Below are 17,619 nucleotides of genomic sequence, written 5' to 3' on the forward strand. Positions count from 1 at the left end.
AGGCCGCGATGCGGCATCCGTGCCTGAATCGGGACCGATCGCCTGAGCTGAGCTGAGCTGAGCTGAGCTGAGCCGGAGCCGGAGCCGGAGCCGAGCTGAGCCGAGCACGATCGCTGACACGACAACGCGGCATCCGCCGCCAGAGATGACGGATGCCGCGTCGTGATCGTCAGGCGGCCGCGCCGCCGATGTTGACGAGCCAGCTCACGCCGAAGCGGTCGACGAGCATGCCGAAGGCGTCGCCCCAGGGCGCGACCTCGAGCGGCTGCACGACGGTGCCGCCGTCGGCGAGCTTGTCCCAGTAGCCGCGCAGCGTCGCGTCCTCGTCGTTCGTGCCCGAGAGCGACACCGAGAATCCCGAGATGCCGTTGTAGTCCATGTGCTTCGGGGTGTCGGCGCCCATGAGCGTGAGTCCCGGTCCGTCGAGCTGCGCGTGCATCACGAGGTCGTTCTCCGACGGGTCCTGGGCCGACTGGAAGTCGGCGAACGTCGAGACGTTCAGGTCGCCGCCGAAGACGGAGTGGTAGAACTCCATCGCCTCGCGGGCGTTGTCGCGGAAGTTCAGGTACGGGTTGAGCGTGACCATCGTGGCCTCCAGATCTTGGTTGGTCCTCCGCCCGATTCTGCTCCGGATGCCGCGGCGACGCGAGGGGGTCCCGGCAAACTCTTGACGACCATCCGGCATGGGCGTACTCTCGTAATCAATCAAACGGTTGATCAAGCATCGAGTTGACAAAGGAGGCGGCCATGATCTACGACCCGAGCGCCGACGACCGCCTCGACCGGGCCTTCATGGCCCTCGCCGACCCGGTGCGCCGTCGCATCATCGCCCGGCTCAGCCGGGGCCCGGCGACGGTCAACGAGCTGGCCGAGCCGTTCGAGATCACCAAGCAGGCGGTCTCGAAGCACATCCAGGTGCTCGAGCAGGCGGGGCTCGTGACGCGCACGCGCGACGCGCAGCGCCGGCCCGTGCACCTGGATGCGGCGCAGCTCGAGGCGCTCACCGCATGGATCGACCGCTACCGGCTGATCCACGAGCAGCAGTTCCGCAACCTGGACGCCCTGCTCACCGGCCGCGGCACGGACGCCGCGGCACCCGACACCGAAGCCCCGAACACCGGGGCTGCACAGGAAGCGACGGAACCATGACGAACCCCGTCACCATCAACGCCCCCGAGGGGCTCCCCTTCATCGAGATCATCCGCGAGTTCGACGCCCCGGTCGAGGCCGTCTTCCGCGCCCACCGCGAGCCCGAGCTGGTGAAGCAGTGGCTCGGGCCGAACGGCTACGAGATGGACATCGAGCGCTGGGACTTCACGACCCAGGGCGGCTACCGCTACGTGCACCGCAATCCCGAGGGTGAGGAGTACCGGTTCAACGGCACGTTCCACACCGTGCGCGACAACGAGTTCGCCGTGCAGACCTTCGAGTTCGAGGGGTACCCCGATGTCGTCGCGGTCGAGTCGATGACCTTCGAAGACCTGGGCGACGGCCGCTCCCGACTCCGCGGCTGGTCGACCTACCCGAGCGTCGAGGCACGCGACGGCATGGTCGAGTCGGGCATGGAGATCGGCCTGCGCGAGGGCTTCGAGCGCCTCGACGCGATCCTCGCCGCCTGACGAGCACCCACCGGCGCACCGGCGCGATCGCCTCGGGCCCGGCCGGCACCACACCCACCACACCGAGAACGGAGCACACCATGGACTGGACCCTCGAGGTCGTCCTCCTCCCCGTCACCGACATCGACCGGTCCGTCGCGTTCTACCGCGACCAGGTCGGGTTCGACCTCGACCACGACACGCGCAACGAGCAGATGCACGTCGTGCAGCTCACCCCGCGCGGGTCCGGCTGCTCGATCGTGATCGGCGACCTGCCCTCGCAGCGCGAGATGGCGCCGGGCTCGATGCGCGGGCTGCAGCTGGTCGTCGCCGACGCGGCCGCCGCCCGTGAGGAGCTCACCTCCCGCGGCATCGAGTGCAGCGAGATCACCGTGTTCGACGAGCGCGACGGCGGCACCTTCTTCGGGTTCGCCGATCCCGACGGCAACACGTGGGCCGTGCAGCAGATCACGGCGCGCGGCGAGCGGCCGCTCATCCCGCTCGACGCCCGCCAGCGCTTCGGCGCCGAGCAGGAGGGCTGACGGCGGGGCCGACCGGGCCTACCGCACCACGCGGCGGATGCCGCGAGCCCATCCCCCACGAGGAGATCGGCCCGCGGCATCCGCTCGTCTGCGCCCCCGTCTGCGCGTTCGCGCCGCGCCACCCGATCTCGGGTGGAAACCCTGCGACATCCGACCCCAGACCCATTGCATCGAGCCGCGTCCGCAGCGATCATGATCCGGGGGGTTCTGACATGGGGAGGCAGGCGAAGGCGACCTGGATCGGCGAGCACGGAACCGCGGCATCCGTGACGCTGCACCTCGAGGCCGCCGGATTGCAGATCTCGGGCGAGCGCCGGGCGCGCGTGCCCCGTTCGGCGTGGTCGCATGTCGAGGCGGCCGACGGCGTGGTGTCGTTCGAGGCCGACGGGCGCATGTACCGGTTCGAGCTCGGCGCGGCGGCGCCGACGTGGGCGACGGCGCTCACCACGCCGCCGCCGTCGCTCGCCGAGAAGCTCGGGGTGTCCGAGGGCGAGACGGTCGCAGTGCGGGGTGCGCTGCCGCTGCACGAGCTCGACGACGCCCTGGCCGGTGCCACGCGGGTGCCCCCATGGGAGGCCGACGTGGTGGTGGTCGTCGTGCACAACGACGGTGAGCTCGAGTCGCTGCCCGCGTGGTTCCGCGAGTGCGGCATCGCCTCGCACGTGTGGGTCGTGCACGGCAAGGGCCGCGCGAGCACAGCGCCCGGCGACAACGCCGTGCGCGCCGTGCTGCGTGGGTCCGGGTGGCGCGACACGAAGGTCAGCGCCGTCGCCGACGACTGGTCGGCCACGCGCTACTCGCCGACGAAGGCGTCATGAGCTCGGAGCCCAGGGTCCTGCGGTACACCGCGTTCGCCGACGATCCCGAGGGCGGCAACCCGGCGGGCATCGTGCTCGACGCGTCGACGCTCGACGACGCGGCCATGCAGGCGATCGCGACCGAGGTCGACTACTCCGAGACCGCCTTCGTGACGGCTCGCGAGGGCGACGTGCGCACCGTGCGCTACTTCTCGCCGATCTCCGAGGTGCCCTTCTGCGGGCACGCGACCATCGCCACGGCGGTCGCGATCGCCGAGCGCGAGGGCCCGGGCGTGGTTCGATTCGCGACGCCCGTCGGCGAGATCGTGATCGAGACGCGCGCCGACGCCGGCGGCCTGTACGCGGCGTTCACGAGCCCGGACACCGAGGTCGCGCACTTCCCCGAGTTCGCGCTCGACGCCCTGCTCGAGCTCATCGGCGTCGACCGCGTGCACCTCGACGAGCGGTATCCGCCTCGGATCGCCACCGCCGGCGGCCGGCACCCGATCATCGTCATCGCCGACTCCCACGTGTTCGACGACTTCGGCTTCGACCCCGGCGCGATGCGCGCGTTCATCGACGCGCAGGGCTGGCCGCTCACCATCGCCGTGCTGCATCGGGTGTCGGATGCCGCGGAGGGCGCCCTGCACTTCGAGGCGCGCAACATCTTCCCCGTCGGCCGCATCGCCGAGGACCCTGCGACCGGCTCGGCCGCCGCCGCGGTCGGCGGCTACCTGCGGGGGATCGGCGCGGTGCGTCCGCCCGCGCGCGTGGTGATCGAGCAGGGCCGGCACGTCGGACGCCCCGGGCGGCTCATCGTCGACATCCCCGAGCAGGGCGGCATCGTCGTGAGCGGGCGGGCGGTGGCGATCCGCTGAGGCGCGGGCGGGGCATCCGTCGAGCAGCAGCGGCACCCGGCCGACGTCGCGATCCCGGCAACCGCCTTCCGAACTCGCGGCTAGGCTCGATCGCATGCAGACCCGCACCCTCGGCCGCACCGGCCGCACCGTCTCCGCGATCGGCCTCGGCACCTGGCAGCTCGGCGCCGACTGGGGCGACGTCGACGAGTCCGACGCGCTCGCCGTGCTCGACGCGGCCCACGAGTCCGGCGTCACGTTCTTCGACACCGCCGACGTCTACGGCGACGGCCGCAGCGAGACGCTGATCGGGCGCTGGCTGCGTGAGCACCCCGGCTCGGGCGTGACGGTGGCCACGAAGATGGGCCGACGGATGCCGCAGGAGCACGCCAACTACTCGCTCGACCACTTCCGCGCCTGGACCGACCGCTCGCGCGCGAACCTCGGCGTCGACACGCTCGACCTCGTGCAGCTGCACTGCCCGCCGACCTCGGTGTACGCCGACGACCGGGTGTTCGACGCGTTGGACACGCTCGTCGACGAGGGCGCGATCGCCGATTACGGCGTGAGCGTCGAGACGGTCGAGGAGGCGCTCGCCGCGATCGCGCGTCCGCGGGTGGCGAGCGTGCAGATCATCCTCAACGCGTTCCGCCTCAAGCCGCTCGACGACGTGCTGCCCGCCGCCCGCGCGAACGGCGTGGGCATCATCGCGCGCGTGCCCCTCGCCAGCGGACTGCTCTCGGGCCGCTACACGCTCGAGACCGAGTTCCCCGCGAACGACCACCGCAGCTTCAACCGGCACGGCGAGTCGTTCGACGTCGGCGAGACGTTCTCGGGCGTGGACTACGCGACCGGGGTGCGCGCGGCATCCGAGTTCACCGAGCTCGCGCGCGAGACGGCGCCCGACGCCACCGCTGCGCAGGTCGCGCTCGCTTGGGTCGCCGCGCAGGACGGCGTGAGCTCGGTCATCCCCGGGGCTCGCAGCCCAGAGCAGGCCCGGGCGAACGCGGCCGCGGGCTCGCTCGAGCTGCCGGCGTCGTTCCAGGCGCAGGTGCGCGAGCTCTACGACCGCGACATCCGACCGCTCGTGCACGACCGCTGGTAGGCGAGCCCGCGGCGCACCTCAGCGCGACTCGTACTCCCAGCCGGTGACCCAGTCGGGGTCGATGCCGTGCTCGTACGCGTACTCGCGTGCCGCGGCCCGCGCCGCGTGCCACTCGTCGGCGATCTCGGCCACGCCGGTTCGCTCGGCGAGGCCCGGCACGCGGTGGATCACGTCGAGCGCGAGCCGGTACCGGTCGAGGTCGTTGAGGTGCAGCATGTCGAACGGCGTCGTCGTGGTGCCCTTCTCGACGAACCCCCGCACGTGCAGGTTGGCGTGGTTCGTGCGCCGGTAGGCGAGCTGGTGGATGAGCGACGGGTACCCGTGGAACGCGAACACCACGGGCCGGTCCTTCGTGAAGATCGCGTCGAACGCGAGGTCGTTGAGTCCGTGCGGGTGATGCGACGGATCCTGCAGCCGCATCAGGTCGACGACGTTCACGACGCGCACGCGCAGGTCGGGCAGGCGCTCGCGCAGCAGCAGCGCAGCGGCCACGGTCTCCATGGTCGGCACGTCGCCCGCGCACGCCAGCACGACGTCGGGCACGGATGCCGCGGGGTCGGCCGCGTCGTACCCGGGCTCGTTGCTCGCCTCGGCCCAGATGCCGACGCCCTGCTCGACGTGCGCCTCGGCCTCGGCGTGCGTCATCCACTGCGGCGCCGGCTGCTTGCCCGCCACGATGACGTTCACCCGGTTCTGCGTGTCGAACGCGTGCCGCATGACCACGAGCAGCGTGTTCGCGTCGGGCGGCAGGTACACCCGCACGACGTCGGCCTGCTTGTTCACCACGACGTTGAGGAAGCCCGGGTCCTGGTGCGAGAAGCCGTTGTGGTCCTGCCGCCACACGTGCGACGACAGCAGGTAGTTAAGGGAGGCGAGGTCGCCGCGCCATGGCACGTGCGTCGCGGACTCGAGCCACTTCGCGTGCTGGTTGAACATCGAGTCGACGATGTGGATGAACGCCTCGTAGCTCGTGATGAGCCCGTGCCGACCGGTGAGCAGGTAGCCCTCGAGCATGCCCTGCATGAGGTGCTCGCTGAGCGCCTCCGTCACGCGGCCCGACCGTGCCAGGTGCTCGTCGAGCGGATGCAGCGACTCCGCCCACACCCGCTTCGTCACGTCGAACACCGCGCCGAGCCGGTTCGAGAGCACCTCGTCGGGGCCGAAGAGCCGCACGTCGTCGGGATTGCGCCGCATGAGCTCGGCGAGCCAGGCGCCGGACACCCGCGTCGACTCGGCGGAGTCGCCGCGATCGCCCGGGTCCACGTCGACGGCGAAGTCCTCGGTCGGCGGCAGGTCGAGCGGCCGCACGATGCCGGCGTTCGCCACGGGGGTCGCGCTCATCCGCAGCTCGCCGCGGGGGCGCAGCGCGTCGAGGTCGGCGACCGGCCGCCCGTCGGCGTCGAAGAGCTCCTCGGGCCGGTACGAGCGGAGCCAGGCCTCGAGCATCGCGAGGTGCTCGGGGTTCTCGCGCACCTCCGCGAGCGGCACCTGGTGGGCGTGGAACGTGCCCTCCACCTGCACCCCGTCGACCACGCCGGGGCCGGTCCAGCCCTTGGGCGTGCGGAGCACGATGGCGGGCCAGCGCGCCGCGTTCACGTCGAACGCGCCGGCCGCGGCATCCCCCCGGATCGCGCCGATGCGCTCGTAGGCGACGTCGATCGCGTCGGCGAGGCGGCCGTGCACGGCCATGTGGTCCTCGCCGTCGAAGCCGCCCGTGACGAGCAGCGGCTCGTAGCCGTTGCCGCGGAAGAAGTCGACGAGCTCCGCCTCGGGTATTCGCGCGAGCAGCGTCGGGTTCGCGATCTTGTAGCCGTTGAGGTGCAGGATCGGCAGCACCGCGCCGTCGGTGACCGGATTCAGGAACGAGTGCCCGCGCCAGCTCGCCGCGAGCGGCCCGGTCTCGGCCTCGCCGTCGCCGATGACGCACGCCACCACGAGGCCCGGGTTGTCGAGCGCCGCGCCGAACGCGTGCATGAGCGAGTACCCGAGCTCGCCGCCCTCGTTGATCGACCCGGGCGTCTCGGGCGCCGCGTGCGACGGGATGCCGCCGGGGAAGGAGAACTGGCGGAACAGCTTCTCCATGCCCGGCCGGTCGAGCGTGGTCGCCGGGAACAGCTCGGAGTACGTGCCGTCGAGCCAGGTGTTCGCGACCATCGCCGGGCCTCCGTGACCCGGCCCGCACACGTACAGCGTCGGCGTGTCGCGCTCGACGATCGCGCGGTTGAGGTGCGCGTAGACGAGGTTCAGGCCGGGCGACGTGCCCCAGTGCCCGAGCAGACGCGGCTTGACGTCGTCGGGCTCGAGCGGGCGATCGAGCAGCGGGTTGCGCATGAGGTAGATCTGGCCCACGCTCAGGTAGTTCGCCGCGCGCCACCACGCGTCGACGACCTCGAGGGCGACGGATGCCCCGCCCCTCGATGCCATGTCGTCGCTCCCGCTCAGACCGGCCGCCTCCCGAGTGCGAGCAAGGACCAGCCGTAGAGCACGGCGATCACGCCCGTGCCGGCGGCGAGGAGCGCCACGCCGAACGCGACGATCGAGGTGAAGAGCGAGGTGCGCAGGTACGAGGCGGTCGCCGCCGTCTCGCGCATCGGGTCGTCCTGGTCGAGCTCGGCGTAGGTCTGGCCGCCGGTCGCCTCCAGCGCGTGCTTCTGGATGACCTCCGCCTGCGCCCATGCGGTGATCGGGTCGAGCACCTGCTGGCCCTGCGCGAACGCGGCGTCGTCGCTGACGACGATGTTCTCCTCGGCCAACTGGGTGGTCACGCCGATCCAGGCGGCGACGCCGCCGAGGATCATCAGCGCGCCGATGATGATGCCGACGATGCCGGCGAATCGGGAGCCGCCGCTGCCTCGGCGCGGCTGCTCGGTCGTGGTGCGTTGGGTGTCGTCCACCTGTCCGCTCATGGCTAGTTCCCCCTCCCCGTCGGGGGCGATTCCCGCCCTCGGGGGCAGCGTATCGGGCGGCGCCGGTCGGGCGGAAGGGCGAAAGTCCCTGTCCCGGCGCGGTGCTCCGAGTCGGCGTCGAGCGCGAGGGACGTCCGAGTCGTGCGTGCGCCGGTAGGCTCGTGGCGATGATCCGCCCGTCCCGTGCACCGCGTCAGGGCGTGCGCGCGTGATCGGCATCCTGACCGGCTTCGCGGTCATCGCCCTCGCCGTCCTCGTCGGCTGGCTGGCGGCCCGCACCGGGGTGCTCCCGCCCGAGGCGAGGCCCGTGCTCGCCCGCCTGAACTTCAACGTGCTGGCGCCGTTCCTGCTCTTCTCGGTGCTCGCGACGGCCGACGTCGGCGCGCTGTTCTCGGCGCTCCTGCCCGTCTCGGCGGTCACGGCCGTCGCGATGATGGCGATCTTCGCCCTCGTCGCGATGCTCGCATGGCGGCGCACGCTCGCCCAGACCGTGATCGGCTCCCTCGCCTCGGGGTACGTGAACGGCAACAACTTCGGCATCCCGATCGCCGTCTACATGCTCGGCGACGCCGCCTGGTCGGCGCCGGTCGTGCTGCTCCAGCTGCTGCTCTTCGCCCCGATCGCGCTCGCCGTGCTGGGCGCGAAGGTCGAGGGTCGCGCGTCGGCGTGGGAGATCGTCCGGTCGACGTTCACGAACCCGATCATCGTCGGCTCGCTCCTCGGCGTGCTGGTGGCCGTCACGGGTCTGGAGCTGCCCGCGTACGTGCTCGAGCCGATCGAACTCATCGGCCACGCCGCGGTGCCGCTCATGCTCATCGCCTACGGCCTGTCGCTGCACGGCCAGCGGCTCCTCGAGCCCGGCACCGGCCGCCGCGACGTGCTCCTCGCGTCGGCGCTGAAGCTCGTGGCCATGCCGCTCGCCGCGTGGGCGCTCGGGCGGTTCGCGTTCGGGCTCGACGGCATCGAGCTCTATGCCGTCACGGTGCTCGCCGCGCTGCCGACCGCGCAGAACGTGTTCGTGTTCGCGCAGCGGTACGAGACGGCCGAGGTGGTGGCCCGCGACACGGTCTTCGTCACCACGATGGGATCGGTCCCGGTGCTCTTCGCGGTGGCGCTGCTGCTCGGCTGACCGCACGCGGCAGGATGGTCGCGAGTGCGCTCGCCGAACCACGGGCGTGCGCGACCCTCGCGACCTGCGCGACCCTGCGACCGAAGGAGACCGGATGCCGTTCCGCACCGACGACGGACAATCCCTCGGCGAGCTGCTGCTCGCCCAGCGCCCGGCCGACGGCTACCGCTTCGAGGTGCGAGCCGGATTCGTCTACGACGACCCGGTGTCGGGGCGCCGCTACACGGTGCCCGCCCGCGCGCCAGGCGCGCCCCTGCCCGACCCCGGCGTGCCGGAGCCGGCCACGCATGGCGTGACCGACCTGGCGTCGGTGCCCATGTGGATGTGGAGCTTCATCGCGAGCTACGGTCGCCAGTCCGCGCCGGCGATCCTGCACGACGAGCTGTCGCTGGACGCGGTGGACCTCGGCGATCGACGCGCCGCCCTCGTGCAGCGCCGCGAGGACGACCGGGTCTTCCGCACGGCGCTCCGCGAGCAGCGCGTCCCGGTGCTGCGCTCCTGGCTGATGTGGGCGTGGGTCGCCGCCGACCGCGAGCGGCAGTTCGGCGGTGCGGCCGGCGTGCTGCTGCTCGTGCAGGTGATCGTCGGCGCGATCGTGGTGGTCGGGTCATCCGTCGCCGCGTTCTGGAACCCGTGGTGGCTGCTCGCGCTGCCCGCCGTCGCGCTCGCCGCCTGGCCGTGGGCGGCCGCGGGCCTCGCGACGCTCGTGCTGCTGCTCTCGGGCTCGCTCGCGGTGCTCGGCCCGCTGCTCGCGCTGCACCTCGCCGCGCTCGTGCCGTTCCGGCTCGTCGAGGCGCTCGTCGAGGTGCTCGCGGGGGGCGACCCGCGCGGCGTGCTGCGGCCGACGGTCGCGCCGCCGCCCGAGCGCCGCGACGACGGCTGAGCACTCGCGGCGTCAGATCACGGTGGTGTCGGATGCCGCGGGCGTCGCGTCGGGCGTCCAGCCGTGGAAGTGCTTCGCCCACCACGTCGCCCATGCGCCCTCGGGCTGGAGGTTGGCGCGCCGGGCCGCGAGCTCGCGGCGGTACTCGTCGCTCGCGATCGCGATCCCGAGGCGCATCGGCTCGGGCGGCGGCACGACGCGGGGCGTGGCCTCGAGGGTCTCCTGCTCGGGCACGGTCCGCGGCGCGGGCGAGAATCGGGGCTCCACGATCACGAACACCGCGACGGCCGCGAGGAGCACGCCGCTCACGACGAGCCAGCCGGTGTCGGGCTGCGGCTCCCACCAGTCGAGGATCGCGAACCAGACGACGACGGCCGCGCCGAACACGTAGAGCGCACGCGGGATGGCGGTGAGCACCAGCCAGGTGCGAACGTCGAGGGGGCAGCGGTCCCACACGATCGAGCGCTCGGTCTGCTTCTGCATGAGCTGGTTGAGCCAGACGAGCAGGGCCGCGACGAGCGCCGACGCGACGACCCAGCCGATGGTGGAGAGGCGCGGAGGCGTGCTGCCCCGGTCGATGAGGAACGCGACGGATGCCGCGGCCCCCGAGCCGTCGAGGCCGGGCACGAGCCCGATCACCCACGCGACCGCGTCGGCGACGGCCTGGATGAGCCAGGCGAACAACGCGGAGGCGCCCGAGAGGCCGGGCAGGATGGCCGCGATGACGAACGCCGCGATGGTCGAGAGGCCGAGCGACTTCTTGTCGATCACGACGAGCCTGTTGCGGATGTACTCCACCGGCTGCGGCACGGGCGGGAACTCGTCGCCGAGCAGGTGCCGCGCGGTCGGCTCCACCACCTGCACGGTGTTCGCGTAGTAGACGCCGTGGTCGAGCCAGGGCTGGCTCGTGTTGTGCACGGCGTGCTCTTCGGGGCCGAGCGCGATCGTCGAGGCTGACGGGAAGTACGCGGCCTGCCAGCGCTTGCGCGCGGCATCCTTCGTGTCGGTGATCGGACCGGCCGAGAACGGGTCCCAGATCGCCCAGTGGTTCGACCAGGCGACATGCGGCTTGCCCTCGCGCCGGTTCGCCGAGTTGCGGTCGATCCAGGTCTTCACGGGCGTGTAGACGTCCTTGCGGCCCTGCCACTTCTCGCGCCCGAGCAGCACCACCGCCGCACCCACGGTCGTGAGCCGGCGCACGTTGAAGTCGGCCGGATCGAGCTCCTCGAACAACGCGAACGTAGCCACCGCGGCGCCCTGCGAGTGCGCGAAGAGGTGCACGTCGCCGTCGCCGACGAGGTCCTTCGCCTGCGCGAGCGCGTCGCGCACGACGAGGCGCATCGCGGACGCCCGCACGGGACGCTCCTTCCACGACGCGACGTCGCCGATCGACTCGACGAGCTGGTCGAGGACGCCCTGCGCGAGGTCCTTGAACCACGGGATGAGCAGCAGCGGGCTGAGCAGCGGCAGGATCGGCGTCAGCACGACGCCGAGCAGCACCAGGAACGTCCAGACGACGACGAACGCGATCGTCGACACCACGACCCGGATGAGGTCGACGACGAGGTTGAGCCAGCGGGGGAGCAGCAGGGTCTCGCGCGGAGCGCGCAGGTGGTGCCCGAGCGTGAGCCACGACAGCACGACCATCGTGTTCCAGAACAGGCCGAGCGTGCGCGTGATCGCGCGCCACATGAACGGCACCGCCCACCGGAACACCTGCGCCCGCGTCATGGGCACGAACGACTCCGACCACCGCGCCTCGAGGATCGCGATCCTGCGCTCGACCGTCTCGACCGCGGCATCCGCTGCGTCGGGGTCGCGGTGCTTCGGGAACCGGACCGTCGCCGTGACGATCGGGGTGTCGCCCGAGAGGTCGGAGTCGTGGATCGTCACCCCATGGGTCTCGTCGGCGCCGATGATGCGGTCGCGCGCGACCCAGTCCATGCGCTCGAGGAGCGGCTCGGCCCACTCGAGGAGGATCTGGCTCTTGAACGCGTTGCCCATGCCGTGCACCACCACGAGGGCGGCGTCGAAGGTGCCGAGCTCGGGTCGGGTCGCCGACTCGGGACCCTTGGCCGGGGCGATGAGCATCTGGTCCTCCTGCGTCTCGGGCGGCGCGGGGCGCGACGCCTGACCGCACGCTAGTGGTCGGCCGATCGCCGGATCAAGCGACTTCCCCCGAACGCGGGGCGCGGCGACGGCGCAGCGCACCGTAGGCGCGCATGAGCTGCGGCACGACGACGTACACCGCGAGCGGCACGACGACGAGCGTGAGCACGAAGGCCCGCAGCACCGGATGCCACGACTCCGCGATCGGGGCGATGAGCACCATGCCGACGGCGACGAGCGGGAAGATCGCGAGCCACGTGATCACGGCGCGCACGTGCACCGACGGCGGGGCGGGGACGGCGCGGACGGTCGTGGGCGCGGCGGTCGTCGGCGCGGCCTCGACGACGGGGCTGGGGGCGGTGGTCATGGCGACTCCTCATGTCATTTCCAACTGAACGGTTGTAATTGAACCACGTCCCGATCGAATTCGCAACTGGTCGGTTGGAAATTGCTAGACTGGGGGCATGGCCTGGGACACCGAGCGCACGAAGCGACTGCTGCTGGATGCCGCGACCGCCGAGTTCAGCGAGCACGGGCTCGCCGGTGCGCGCGTCGACCGCATCGCGGCGGCCGCAGGCGTCAACAAGGAGCGGATCTACCAGTACTTCGGCAAGAAGGACGACCTGTTCGCGGCCGTGCTCGCCGCCCGCCTCCGCACGTCGATGGACGAGGTCCCGATGCGCGGGGTCGGCGCCGAGGCGGTGGGCGACTACGCCGGCCGCCTCTTCGACCACCACCTCGCCGACGGCGTCATCCCGCGGCTGGTCTTCTGGGAGGGGCTCGAGCGCGGCGCGGCCACCGCGGCCGACGCCGCGCGCGCGGCCTACCACGAGCAGAAGGTCGAGCGCTTCCGCGAGCTGCTGCCCGGCGTCGACCGCGAGGCGGCCGGCGAGCTGCTGCTCACGATCGTGTCGCTCGTGAACGCGTGGCCCGTGCTCGGCCACCTCGACGCGTTCCTCGTCGACGGCGGCTCCGACCGGGCGGCGCGCCGTCGCGCGGTGCTCGTCGCGTCGGCGTCGGCGCTCGCCCGCGACGCGATCGACGCCGCGGCATCCGCCGCCTGAGCCGCACGCTCGGCACCTCGCCGCGGCATCCGCCGCCTGAGCCGCACGCTCGGCACCCCGCCGCGGCATCCGTCGACCGCGTCGGCGAGGTTCAGGGAGAACCCTGATGCCCGCCGTTCGGGGCGTGCGTAGCGTGGGATCCGGTCGTCGAGCCGCGGACCGCAGGGGGAACTGTCACCGCGGACGGCGACCGGAGAGCCGGTCGGCACCTGGTCGCGAATCGGGTGCGACCGGCTCCCCCCGTTCTCCCCGGAATCGCCGGGACGACCAGCCCACCATCGCTCACGACGAGCGCACACGACCCGGCCGCGACGAGTCCGGCCCGACGAGCGGAGCACCCATGGACCACACGACGCGAGCCGAGCGCCTCACGCAGGCTCGACCGGCGCACGCCGCCCTGCTGCCGAAGCGGCTCGACCGCGCGGTGAGCTGGACGGACTTCCGCACCGCGGTGCGGTACGACCCGGCCAACCGGCTGCTCATCGCCGTCCCGGCCATCAGCGCCAAGCGCGCCGAGCACGCGTGGCTCGGCGAGGCCGTCACGCTGCACACGCAGCTCGGCGACGCCGACGTGTACCGCCGCGGCTACGAGCACGGCGCGGTGTACTGGTCGGAGCGCACGGGCGCGCACGAGGTGCACGGCGAGATCGCCGAGCGCTGGCTGGCGGTCGGCGGCGAGCGGTCGTTCCTCGGACTGCCGACGACCGACGAGCAGCGCCTCGACGGGCTCTCGCGCGACGCCGGCGGCTTCGCGCACTTCGAGGGCGGATCGATCTACCGCACGTCCCGCCACGGCGCCGCCATCGTGCACGGCATGGTGCGCGACATCTGGGCGCTGCTCGGCTGGGAGCGCTCGAACCTGGGCCTGCCCGTCGCCGACGTGCTCGTCGACCCGGCGACCGGAGCGATGAGCGGATGCTTCGAGCACGGCACCATCGCCTGGTCGCCGTCGCGCGGGCCCGAGATCACCGTCGCCGACGCCTGCGCCGCCCTCGACGCCTCCGACCGCGACGCGCTCGGACGGCTGAGCACCGCGTTCGCGCCAAAGGCGTAGCGGCGCGCCCCCGCTCGGCCGCATGACAGACTCGGTCGGGTGACCGCGCCGCTCCTCGACCTCGCCCCGCGCCCGTACGACGCCGACGCGATGTACGACGCGTTCGTGGAGTGGGCCGCCGGCCGGGGCTTCTCGCTCTACCCCGCGCAGGACGAGGCGATCATCGAGATCGTCTCGGGCGCGAACGTGATCCTGTCGACCCCCACCGGCACGGGCAAGTCGCTCGTCGCGGTCGCGGCGCACGCGGCATCCGTCGCCCGTGGCGGCCGCAGCTACTACACGGCGCCCATCAAGGCGCTCGTGAGCGAGAAGTTCTTCCAGCTCGTCGAGATCTTCGGCGCCCAGAACGTGGGCATGGTCACGGGTGACAGCTCGGTCAACCCGGATGCCCCGATCATCTGCTGCACGGCCGAGATCCTCGCGAACCTTGCCCTCCGGCACGGCGCCGACGCCGACGTCGACCAGGTCGTCATGGACGAGTTCCATTACTACGGCGATCCCGACCGCGGGTGGGCGTGGCAGGTGCCGCTCATCACCCTGCCGCGCGTGCAGTTCGTGCTCATGTCGGCGACGCTCGGCGACGTCACGGCCATCGCCGACGACCTCACTCGCCGCACCGGTCGCGACACCGCACGGGTCACGGGCGTCGACCGCCCGGTGCCGCTCCACTTCTCGTACGCGAAGACGCCCGTGCAGGAGACCGTCGAGGAGCTGCTCGACACCCGGCTCGCGCCCGTCTACATCGTGCACTTCTCGCAGGCCGCGGCGATGGAGCGCGCGCAGGCGCTGTCCTCGATCCGGGTCGTGTCGCGCGAGCAGCGCGACGAGATCGCCGGGGCGATCGGCGGGTTCCGGTTCACGACCGGGTTCGGCAAGACGCTCTCGCGGCTCGTGCGGGCGGGCATCGGCGTGCACCACGCGGGGATGCTGCCGCGCTACCGGCGGCTCGTCGAGACGCTCGCGCAGCGCGGGCTCCTGCGCGTGATCTGCGGCACCGACACGCTCGGCGTCGGCATCAACGTGCCGATCCGCACGGTCCTCATCACGGCGCTCTCGAAGTACGACGGCCAGCGGATGCGGCAGCTCACCGCCCGCGAGTTCCACCAGATCGCGGGCCGCGCGGGCCGCGCCGGCTACGACACGGCCGGCACCGTCGTCGTGCTGGCGCCCGACCACGAGATCGAGAACGAGGTCGCGGTGCGCAAGGCCGGCGACGACCCGAGGAAGCTCAAGAAGGTCGTGCGGAAGAAGGCGCCCGCCGGATTCGTGACCTGGGGCGAGGGCTCGTTCGAACGGCTCGTCGCCGCGGAGCCCGAGGCGCTCGTGCCGCAGCTGCAGCTGACGGCGGCGATGCTCATCAACGTGATCGGGCGGGGCGGCGACGTCGTCCGCGGCATCCGCTCGCTCGTCTTCGACAACCACCAGTCACGGGCGCGGCAGTACGAGCTCGCACGGCGGGCCCTGGAGATCCTGCGGACGCTGAAGGTCGCCGGCGTGGTCGAGATCCTCGAGCCCACCGCGCCCGGGCGCCTCGCCGACCTGCGCCTCACGGTGGACCTGCAGCCGAACTTCGCCCTCAACCAGCCGCTGTCGCCGTTCGCGCTCGCCGCGATCGAGCTGCTCGATCCCGAGACGAGCGAGCAGGGCACGGGGCACTACGCGCTCGACGTCGTTTCGATCATCGAGTCCACGCTCGACGATCCGCGGCCGATCCTCTCGCAGCAGCAGTACAAGGCGCGCGGCGAGGCCGTGGCCGCGATGAAGCGCGACGGCATCGAGTACGACGAGCGCATGGCGCTGCTCGAGGAGGTGACCTGGCCGAAGCCGCTCGACGAGCTGCTCGCCGTCACGTTCGAGACGTTCGCGTCGAGCCAGCCGTGGGTGCGCGACTTCGAGCTCTCGCCGAAGTCGGTGGTGCGCGACATGTTCGAGCGCAGCATGTCGTTCGGCGAGTACGTCTCCTTCTACCAGCTGCAGCGGAGCGAGGGGCTCGTGCTGCGGTACCTCTCCGATGCGTTCCGCGCGATCCGCCAGACCGTGCCGAGCGACGCGAAGGACGAGGAGCTGCTCGACATCATCGAGTGGCTCGGCGAGCTCGTGCGGCAGGTCGACTCGAGCCTCGTCGACGAGTGGGCCGAGCTCGTCGACCCGTCGTCGCACCTGCCCGAGGACGAGCAGGCCGTCGTGCCGCCCGCGCCGCCGTCGGTGGTCACCAATCGTCGCGCGTTCACGGTGCTCGTGCGCAACGAGCTGTTCCGGCGGGTGCAGCTCGCGGCGCTCGAGCGCGACGACGAGCTCGCCGAGCTCGACCCCGACGTCGGATGGCCCGACGCGCTCGACCGCTACTACGGCGAGCACGACGAGATCCTCACGGGCGGCCCGGCGCGCTCGCCGCGGCTCGTCACGATCGACGAATCGGATGCCGCGAGCGGCCTGTGGCGCGTCGAGCAGGTGATCGACGATCCCGCGGGCGACCACGACTGGCGCATCCGCGCCGAGGTCGACCTCGAAGCGTCCGCCGAGGAGGGCGCCGCGGTCGTGCGCGTCACCGAGGTCGTGCGGCTCTAGACCCGCTGGTCGAGTAGCGCCCGCCGGAGGCGGACGCGTATCGAGACCCGACTACGCGACGGCGAGCATGCCCGCCGCCGTCAGCGCGAGCACGAGCCCGGCCCACTGCACGGGCGCGATGCGCTCCTTGAGCACGAGCGCGGCGAGCAGGATCGTGCCCGCCGGGTACATCGCGCCGAGCACCGCCGCCACCGAGAGGTCGCCGGCGCGGATGCCGACGAGGAGCAGTCCGTTCGCCACGACGTCGACGGCGCCGCAGGCGATCGCCAGCTGCACGCCCGTCGCGGTCGTGCTGCGCGCGGGCGCGACGGCGGCGCCGACCGACGCCGGCCGCGGCATCCGATCGGCATGTGGCATGTCGCTGCGTCGCCGACGGGCGATGCCGACGAGCGCCAGCACGCCGAGCACGGAGAACATGATGGCGGCGTTCACGACGCGGTTGACGAGCAGCGGCAGTGCGCCGCTCTCCTCCGAGGTCTGGTCGATCGTGATGAAGAACGTCCCGATCGCGATGCCCGACCCGATGGCCATGAGGATGCCGCGCAGGCTCGGTCGCACGGCGCCGCGCTCGGGCACGAAGCCCACGAGCACGACCGCGACGAGCGCCAGCCCGAGCGCCCAGTAGCCGAGCGTCGCGAAGCGCTCGCCGCCGACGATGAGTCCCCACACCATGGGCACGACCGCCGAGACCAGCGCCGTGAGCGGGGAGAGGATGCTCATCGGCCCGATCGCGAGGCACGCGTAGAGCAGCGAGATCGCCACCGCGCCGGCGACGCCCGAGAGCACGCTCCAGAGCAGGTCGTCGTCGGTCCAGGTGCCGCCGAGGAGCGGGAGCGCCGCGAGGAGCAGCACGAATCCGGTCAGCGATGCGACGGCCGTGGCCAGGATGGAGCTCACCCGCTTTGCGGCGAGTCCGCCGAGGAAGTCGGCCGCGCCGAAGACGAGCGCCCCGGCGAGCGAGAAGACGGCGGTGAGCATGGTCGTCCCAGCGTATCGGCGACGCACGC

Annotated in this window: 17 protein-coding genes; 11 read left to right on the forward strand and 6 right to left on the reverse strand. The window is 72.2% G+C overall.

Features of this window, described 5'->3' with window-relative positions; all coding sequences use genetic code 11:
- Positions 1-169: 169 nt before the first annotated feature.
- Positions 170-586: a VOC family protein gene (locus FYC51_RS10990; protein ID WP_148733568.1), complete on the reverse strand. Its 417-nt coding sequence runs from the start codon at positions 584-586 to the stop codon at positions 170-172.
- A 161-nt stretch (positions 587-747) separates the two neighbouring features.
- Here FYC51_RS10990 and FYC51_RS10995 point away from each other — a divergent pair, with 161 nt between their 5' ends.
- The 6 genes from FYC51_RS10995 to FYC51_RS11020 all read left to right on the forward strand — a co-directional run bounded on the left by FYC51_RS10995 (position 748) and on the right by FYC51_RS11020 (position 4,899).
- Positions 748-1,149 (forward strand): ArsR/SmtB family transcription factor, encoded by a 402-nt coding sequence (locus FYC51_RS10995; protein ID WP_222863237.1) that lies wholly within the window; start codon positions 748-750, stop codon positions 1,147-1,149.
- Positions 1,146-1,619, forward strand: a complete 474-nt coding sequence (locus FYC51_RS11000) for an SRPBCC family protein (RefSeq protein WP_148733569.1) — start codon at positions 1,146-1,148, stop codon at positions 1,617-1,619. The genes FYC51_RS10995 and FYC51_RS11000 overlap by 4 nt, the downstream gene beginning before the upstream one ends.
- A gap of 80 nt (positions 1,620-1,699) precedes the next feature.
- Positions 1,700-2,140: a VOC family protein gene (locus FYC51_RS11005; RefSeq protein ID WP_148733570.1), complete on the forward strand. Its 441-nt coding sequence runs from the start codon at positions 1,700-1,702 to the stop codon at positions 2,138-2,140.
- 212 nt (positions 2,141-2,352) lie between these two features.
- Positions 2,353-2,958 (forward strand): hypothetical protein, encoded by a 606-nt coding sequence (locus tag FYC51_RS11010; protein ID WP_148733571.1) that lies wholly within the window; start codon positions 2,353-2,355, stop codon positions 2,956-2,958.
- Positions 2,955-3,815 (forward strand): PhzF family phenazine biosynthesis protein, encoded by an 861-nt coding sequence (locus FYC51_RS11015; RefSeq protein WP_148733572.1) that lies wholly within the window; start codon positions 2,955-2,957, stop codon positions 3,813-3,815. Before FYC51_RS11010 ends, FYC51_RS11015 begins: the two co-directional genes overlap by 4 nt.
- A 94-nt stretch (positions 3,816-3,909) precedes the next feature.
- Positions 3,910-4,899 carry an aldo/keto reductase gene (locus tag FYC51_RS11020; protein ID WP_148733573.1) on the forward strand — a complete coding sequence of 330 codons (990 nt, stop codon included), beginning with the start codon at positions 3,910-3,912 and terminating at the stop codon, positions 4,897-4,899.
- Between the two features lie 18 nt (positions 4,900-4,917).
- On the opposite strand, the gene FYC51_RS11025 is transcribed toward FYC51_RS11020, so the two are convergent.
- Positions 4,918-7,323, reverse strand: coding sequence for a phosphoketolase family protein (locus FYC51_RS11025; protein ID WP_148733574.1), 2,406 nt, complete (start codon positions 7,321-7,323; stop codon positions 4,918-4,920).
- Between the two features lie 14 nt (positions 7,324-7,337).
- A complete protein-coding gene (locus FYC51_RS11030; RefSeq protein WP_148733575.1) occupies positions 7,338-7,805 on the reverse strand; it encodes an aromatic ring-opening dioxygenase LigA in 468 nt (155 codons plus the stop codon).
- 208 nt (positions 7,806-8,013) lie between these two features.
- On the opposite strand from FYC51_RS11030, the gene FYC51_RS11035 reads away from it, so the two are divergent.
- Together FYC51_RS11035 and FYC51_RS11040 are read left to right on the forward strand one after the other, a co-directional pair.
- The gene (locus FYC51_RS11035) at positions 8,014-8,934 is read left to right on the forward strand and encodes an AEC family transporter (RefSeq protein WP_148733576.1); all 921 of its coding nucleotides are present in this window, start codon (positions 8,014-8,016) and stop codon (positions 8,932-8,934) included.
- A 94-nt stretch (positions 8,935-9,028) separates the two neighbouring features.
- A complete protein-coding gene (locus tag FYC51_RS11040) occupies positions 9,029-9,817 on the forward strand; it encodes a DUF1353 domain-containing protein (RefSeq protein WP_148733577.1) in 789 nt (262 codons plus the stop codon).
- Between the two features lie 12 nt (positions 9,818-9,829).
- Here FYC51_RS11040 and FYC51_RS11045 read toward each other — a convergent pair whose 3' ends face one another.
- On the reverse strand, positions 9,830-11,908 hold the full coding sequence (locus tag FYC51_RS11045) for a YihY/virulence factor BrkB family protein (RefSeq protein ID WP_148733578.1): 2,079 nt from the start codon (positions 11,906-11,908) through the stop codon (positions 9,830-9,832).
- Between the two features lie 73 nt (positions 11,909-11,981).
- Entirely contained in the window at positions 11,982-12,293 is a 312-nt protein-coding gene (locus FYC51_RS11050) for a putative antibiotic biosynthesis monooxygenase (RefSeq protein ID WP_148733579.1), read from the reverse strand.
- A 97-nt stretch (positions 12,294-12,390) separates the two neighbouring features.
- On the opposite strand from FYC51_RS11050, the gene FYC51_RS11055 reads away from it, so the two are divergent.
- From FYC51_RS11055 to FYC51_RS11065, 3 genes are all read left to right on the forward strand, one after another.
- Complete coding sequence (locus FYC51_RS11055) at positions 12,391-12,990, forward strand: TetR/AcrR family transcriptional regulator (RefSeq protein WP_148733580.1); 600 nt, start codon at positions 12,391-12,393, stop codon at positions 12,988-12,990.
- 340 nt (positions 12,991-13,330) lie between these two features.
- A complete protein-coding gene (locus FYC51_RS11060; protein WP_187432590.1) occupies positions 13,331-14,044 on the forward strand; it encodes an LGFP repeat-containing protein in 714 nt (237 codons plus the stop codon).
- A 90-nt stretch (positions 14,045-14,134) separates the two neighbouring features.
- Complete coding sequence (locus FYC51_RS11065) at positions 14,135-16,612, forward strand: DEAD/DEAH box helicase (RefSeq protein WP_148734262.1); 2,478 nt, start codon at positions 14,135-14,137, stop codon at positions 16,610-16,612.
- 51 nt (positions 16,613-16,663) lie between these two features.
- Here FYC51_RS11065 and FYC51_RS11070 read toward each other — a convergent pair whose 3' ends face one another.
- Positions 16,664-17,590, reverse strand: coding sequence for a DMT family transporter (locus FYC51_RS11070; protein WP_148733582.1), 927 nt, complete (start codon positions 17,588-17,590; stop codon positions 16,664-16,666).
- Between the last annotated feature and the right edge of the window lie 29 nt (positions 17,591-17,619).

It is taken from the genome of Agromyces mariniharenae, from assembly GCF_008122505.1.
Lineage (GTDB): Bacteria > Actinomycetota > Actinomycetes > Actinomycetales > Microbacteriaceae > Agromyces > Agromyces mariniharenae.

Coding starts and splice junctions, on each gene's coding strand:
- FYC51_RS11040 (WP_148733577.1), top strand. CDS start 9,029: ATGCCGTTCCGCACCGACGACGGACAATCCCTCGGCGAGCTGCTGCTC.
- FYC51_RS11025 (WP_148733574.1), bottom strand. CDS start 7,323: ATGGCATCGAGGGGCGGGGCATCCGTCGCCCTCGAGGTCGTCGACGCG.
- FYC51_RS11055 (WP_148733580.1), top strand. CDS start 12,391: ATGGCCTGGGACACCGAGCGCACGAAGCGACTGCTGCTGGATGCCGCG.
- FYC51_RS11020 (WP_148733573.1), top strand. CDS start 3,910: ATGCAGACCCGCACCCTCGGCCGCACCGGCCGCACCGTCTCCGCGATC.
- FYC51_RS11000 (WP_148733569.1), top strand. CDS start 1,146: ATGACGAACCCCGTCACCATCAACGCCCCCGAGGGGCTCCCCTTCATC.
- FYC51_RS11045 (WP_148733578.1), bottom strand. CDS start 11,908: ATGCTCATCGCCCCGGCCAAGGGTCCCGAGTCGGCGACCCGACCCGAG.
- FYC51_RS11050 (WP_148733579.1), bottom strand. CDS start 12,293: ATGACCACCGCCCCCAGCCCCGTCGTCGAGGCCGCGCCGACGACCGCC.
- FYC51_RS10995 (WP_222863237.1), top strand. CDS start 748: ATGATCTACGACCCGAGCGCCGACGACCGCCTCGACCGGGCCTTCATG.
- FYC51_RS11005 (WP_148733570.1), top strand. CDS start 1,700: ATGGACTGGACCCTCGAGGTCGTCCTCCTCCCCGTCACCGACATCGAC.
- FYC51_RS10990 (WP_148733568.1), bottom strand. CDS start 586: ATGGTCACGCTCAACCCGTACCTGAACTTCCGCGACAACGCCCGCGAG.
- FYC51_RS11065 (WP_148734262.1), top strand. CDS start 14,135: ATGTACGACGCGTTCGTGGAGTGGGCCGCCGGCCGGGGCTTCTCGCTC.
- FYC51_RS11070 (WP_148733582.1), bottom strand. CDS start 17,590: ATGCTCACCGCCGTCTTCTCGCTCGCCGGGGCGCTCGTCTTCGGCGCG.
- FYC51_RS11030 (WP_148733575.1), bottom strand. CDS start 7,805: ATGAGCGGACAGGTGGACGACACCCAACGCACCACGACCGAGCAGCCG.
- FYC51_RS11015 (WP_148733572.1), top strand. CDS start 2,955: ATGAGCTCGGAGCCCAGGGTCCTGCGGTACACCGCGTTCGCCGACGAT.
- FYC51_RS11060 (WP_187432590.1), top strand. CDS start 13,331: ATGGACCACACGACGCGAGCCGAGCGCCTCACGCAGGCTCGACCGGCG.
- FYC51_RS11010 (WP_148733571.1), top strand. CDS start 2,353: ATGGGGAGGCAGGCGAAGGCGACCTGGATCGGCGAGCACGGAACCGCG.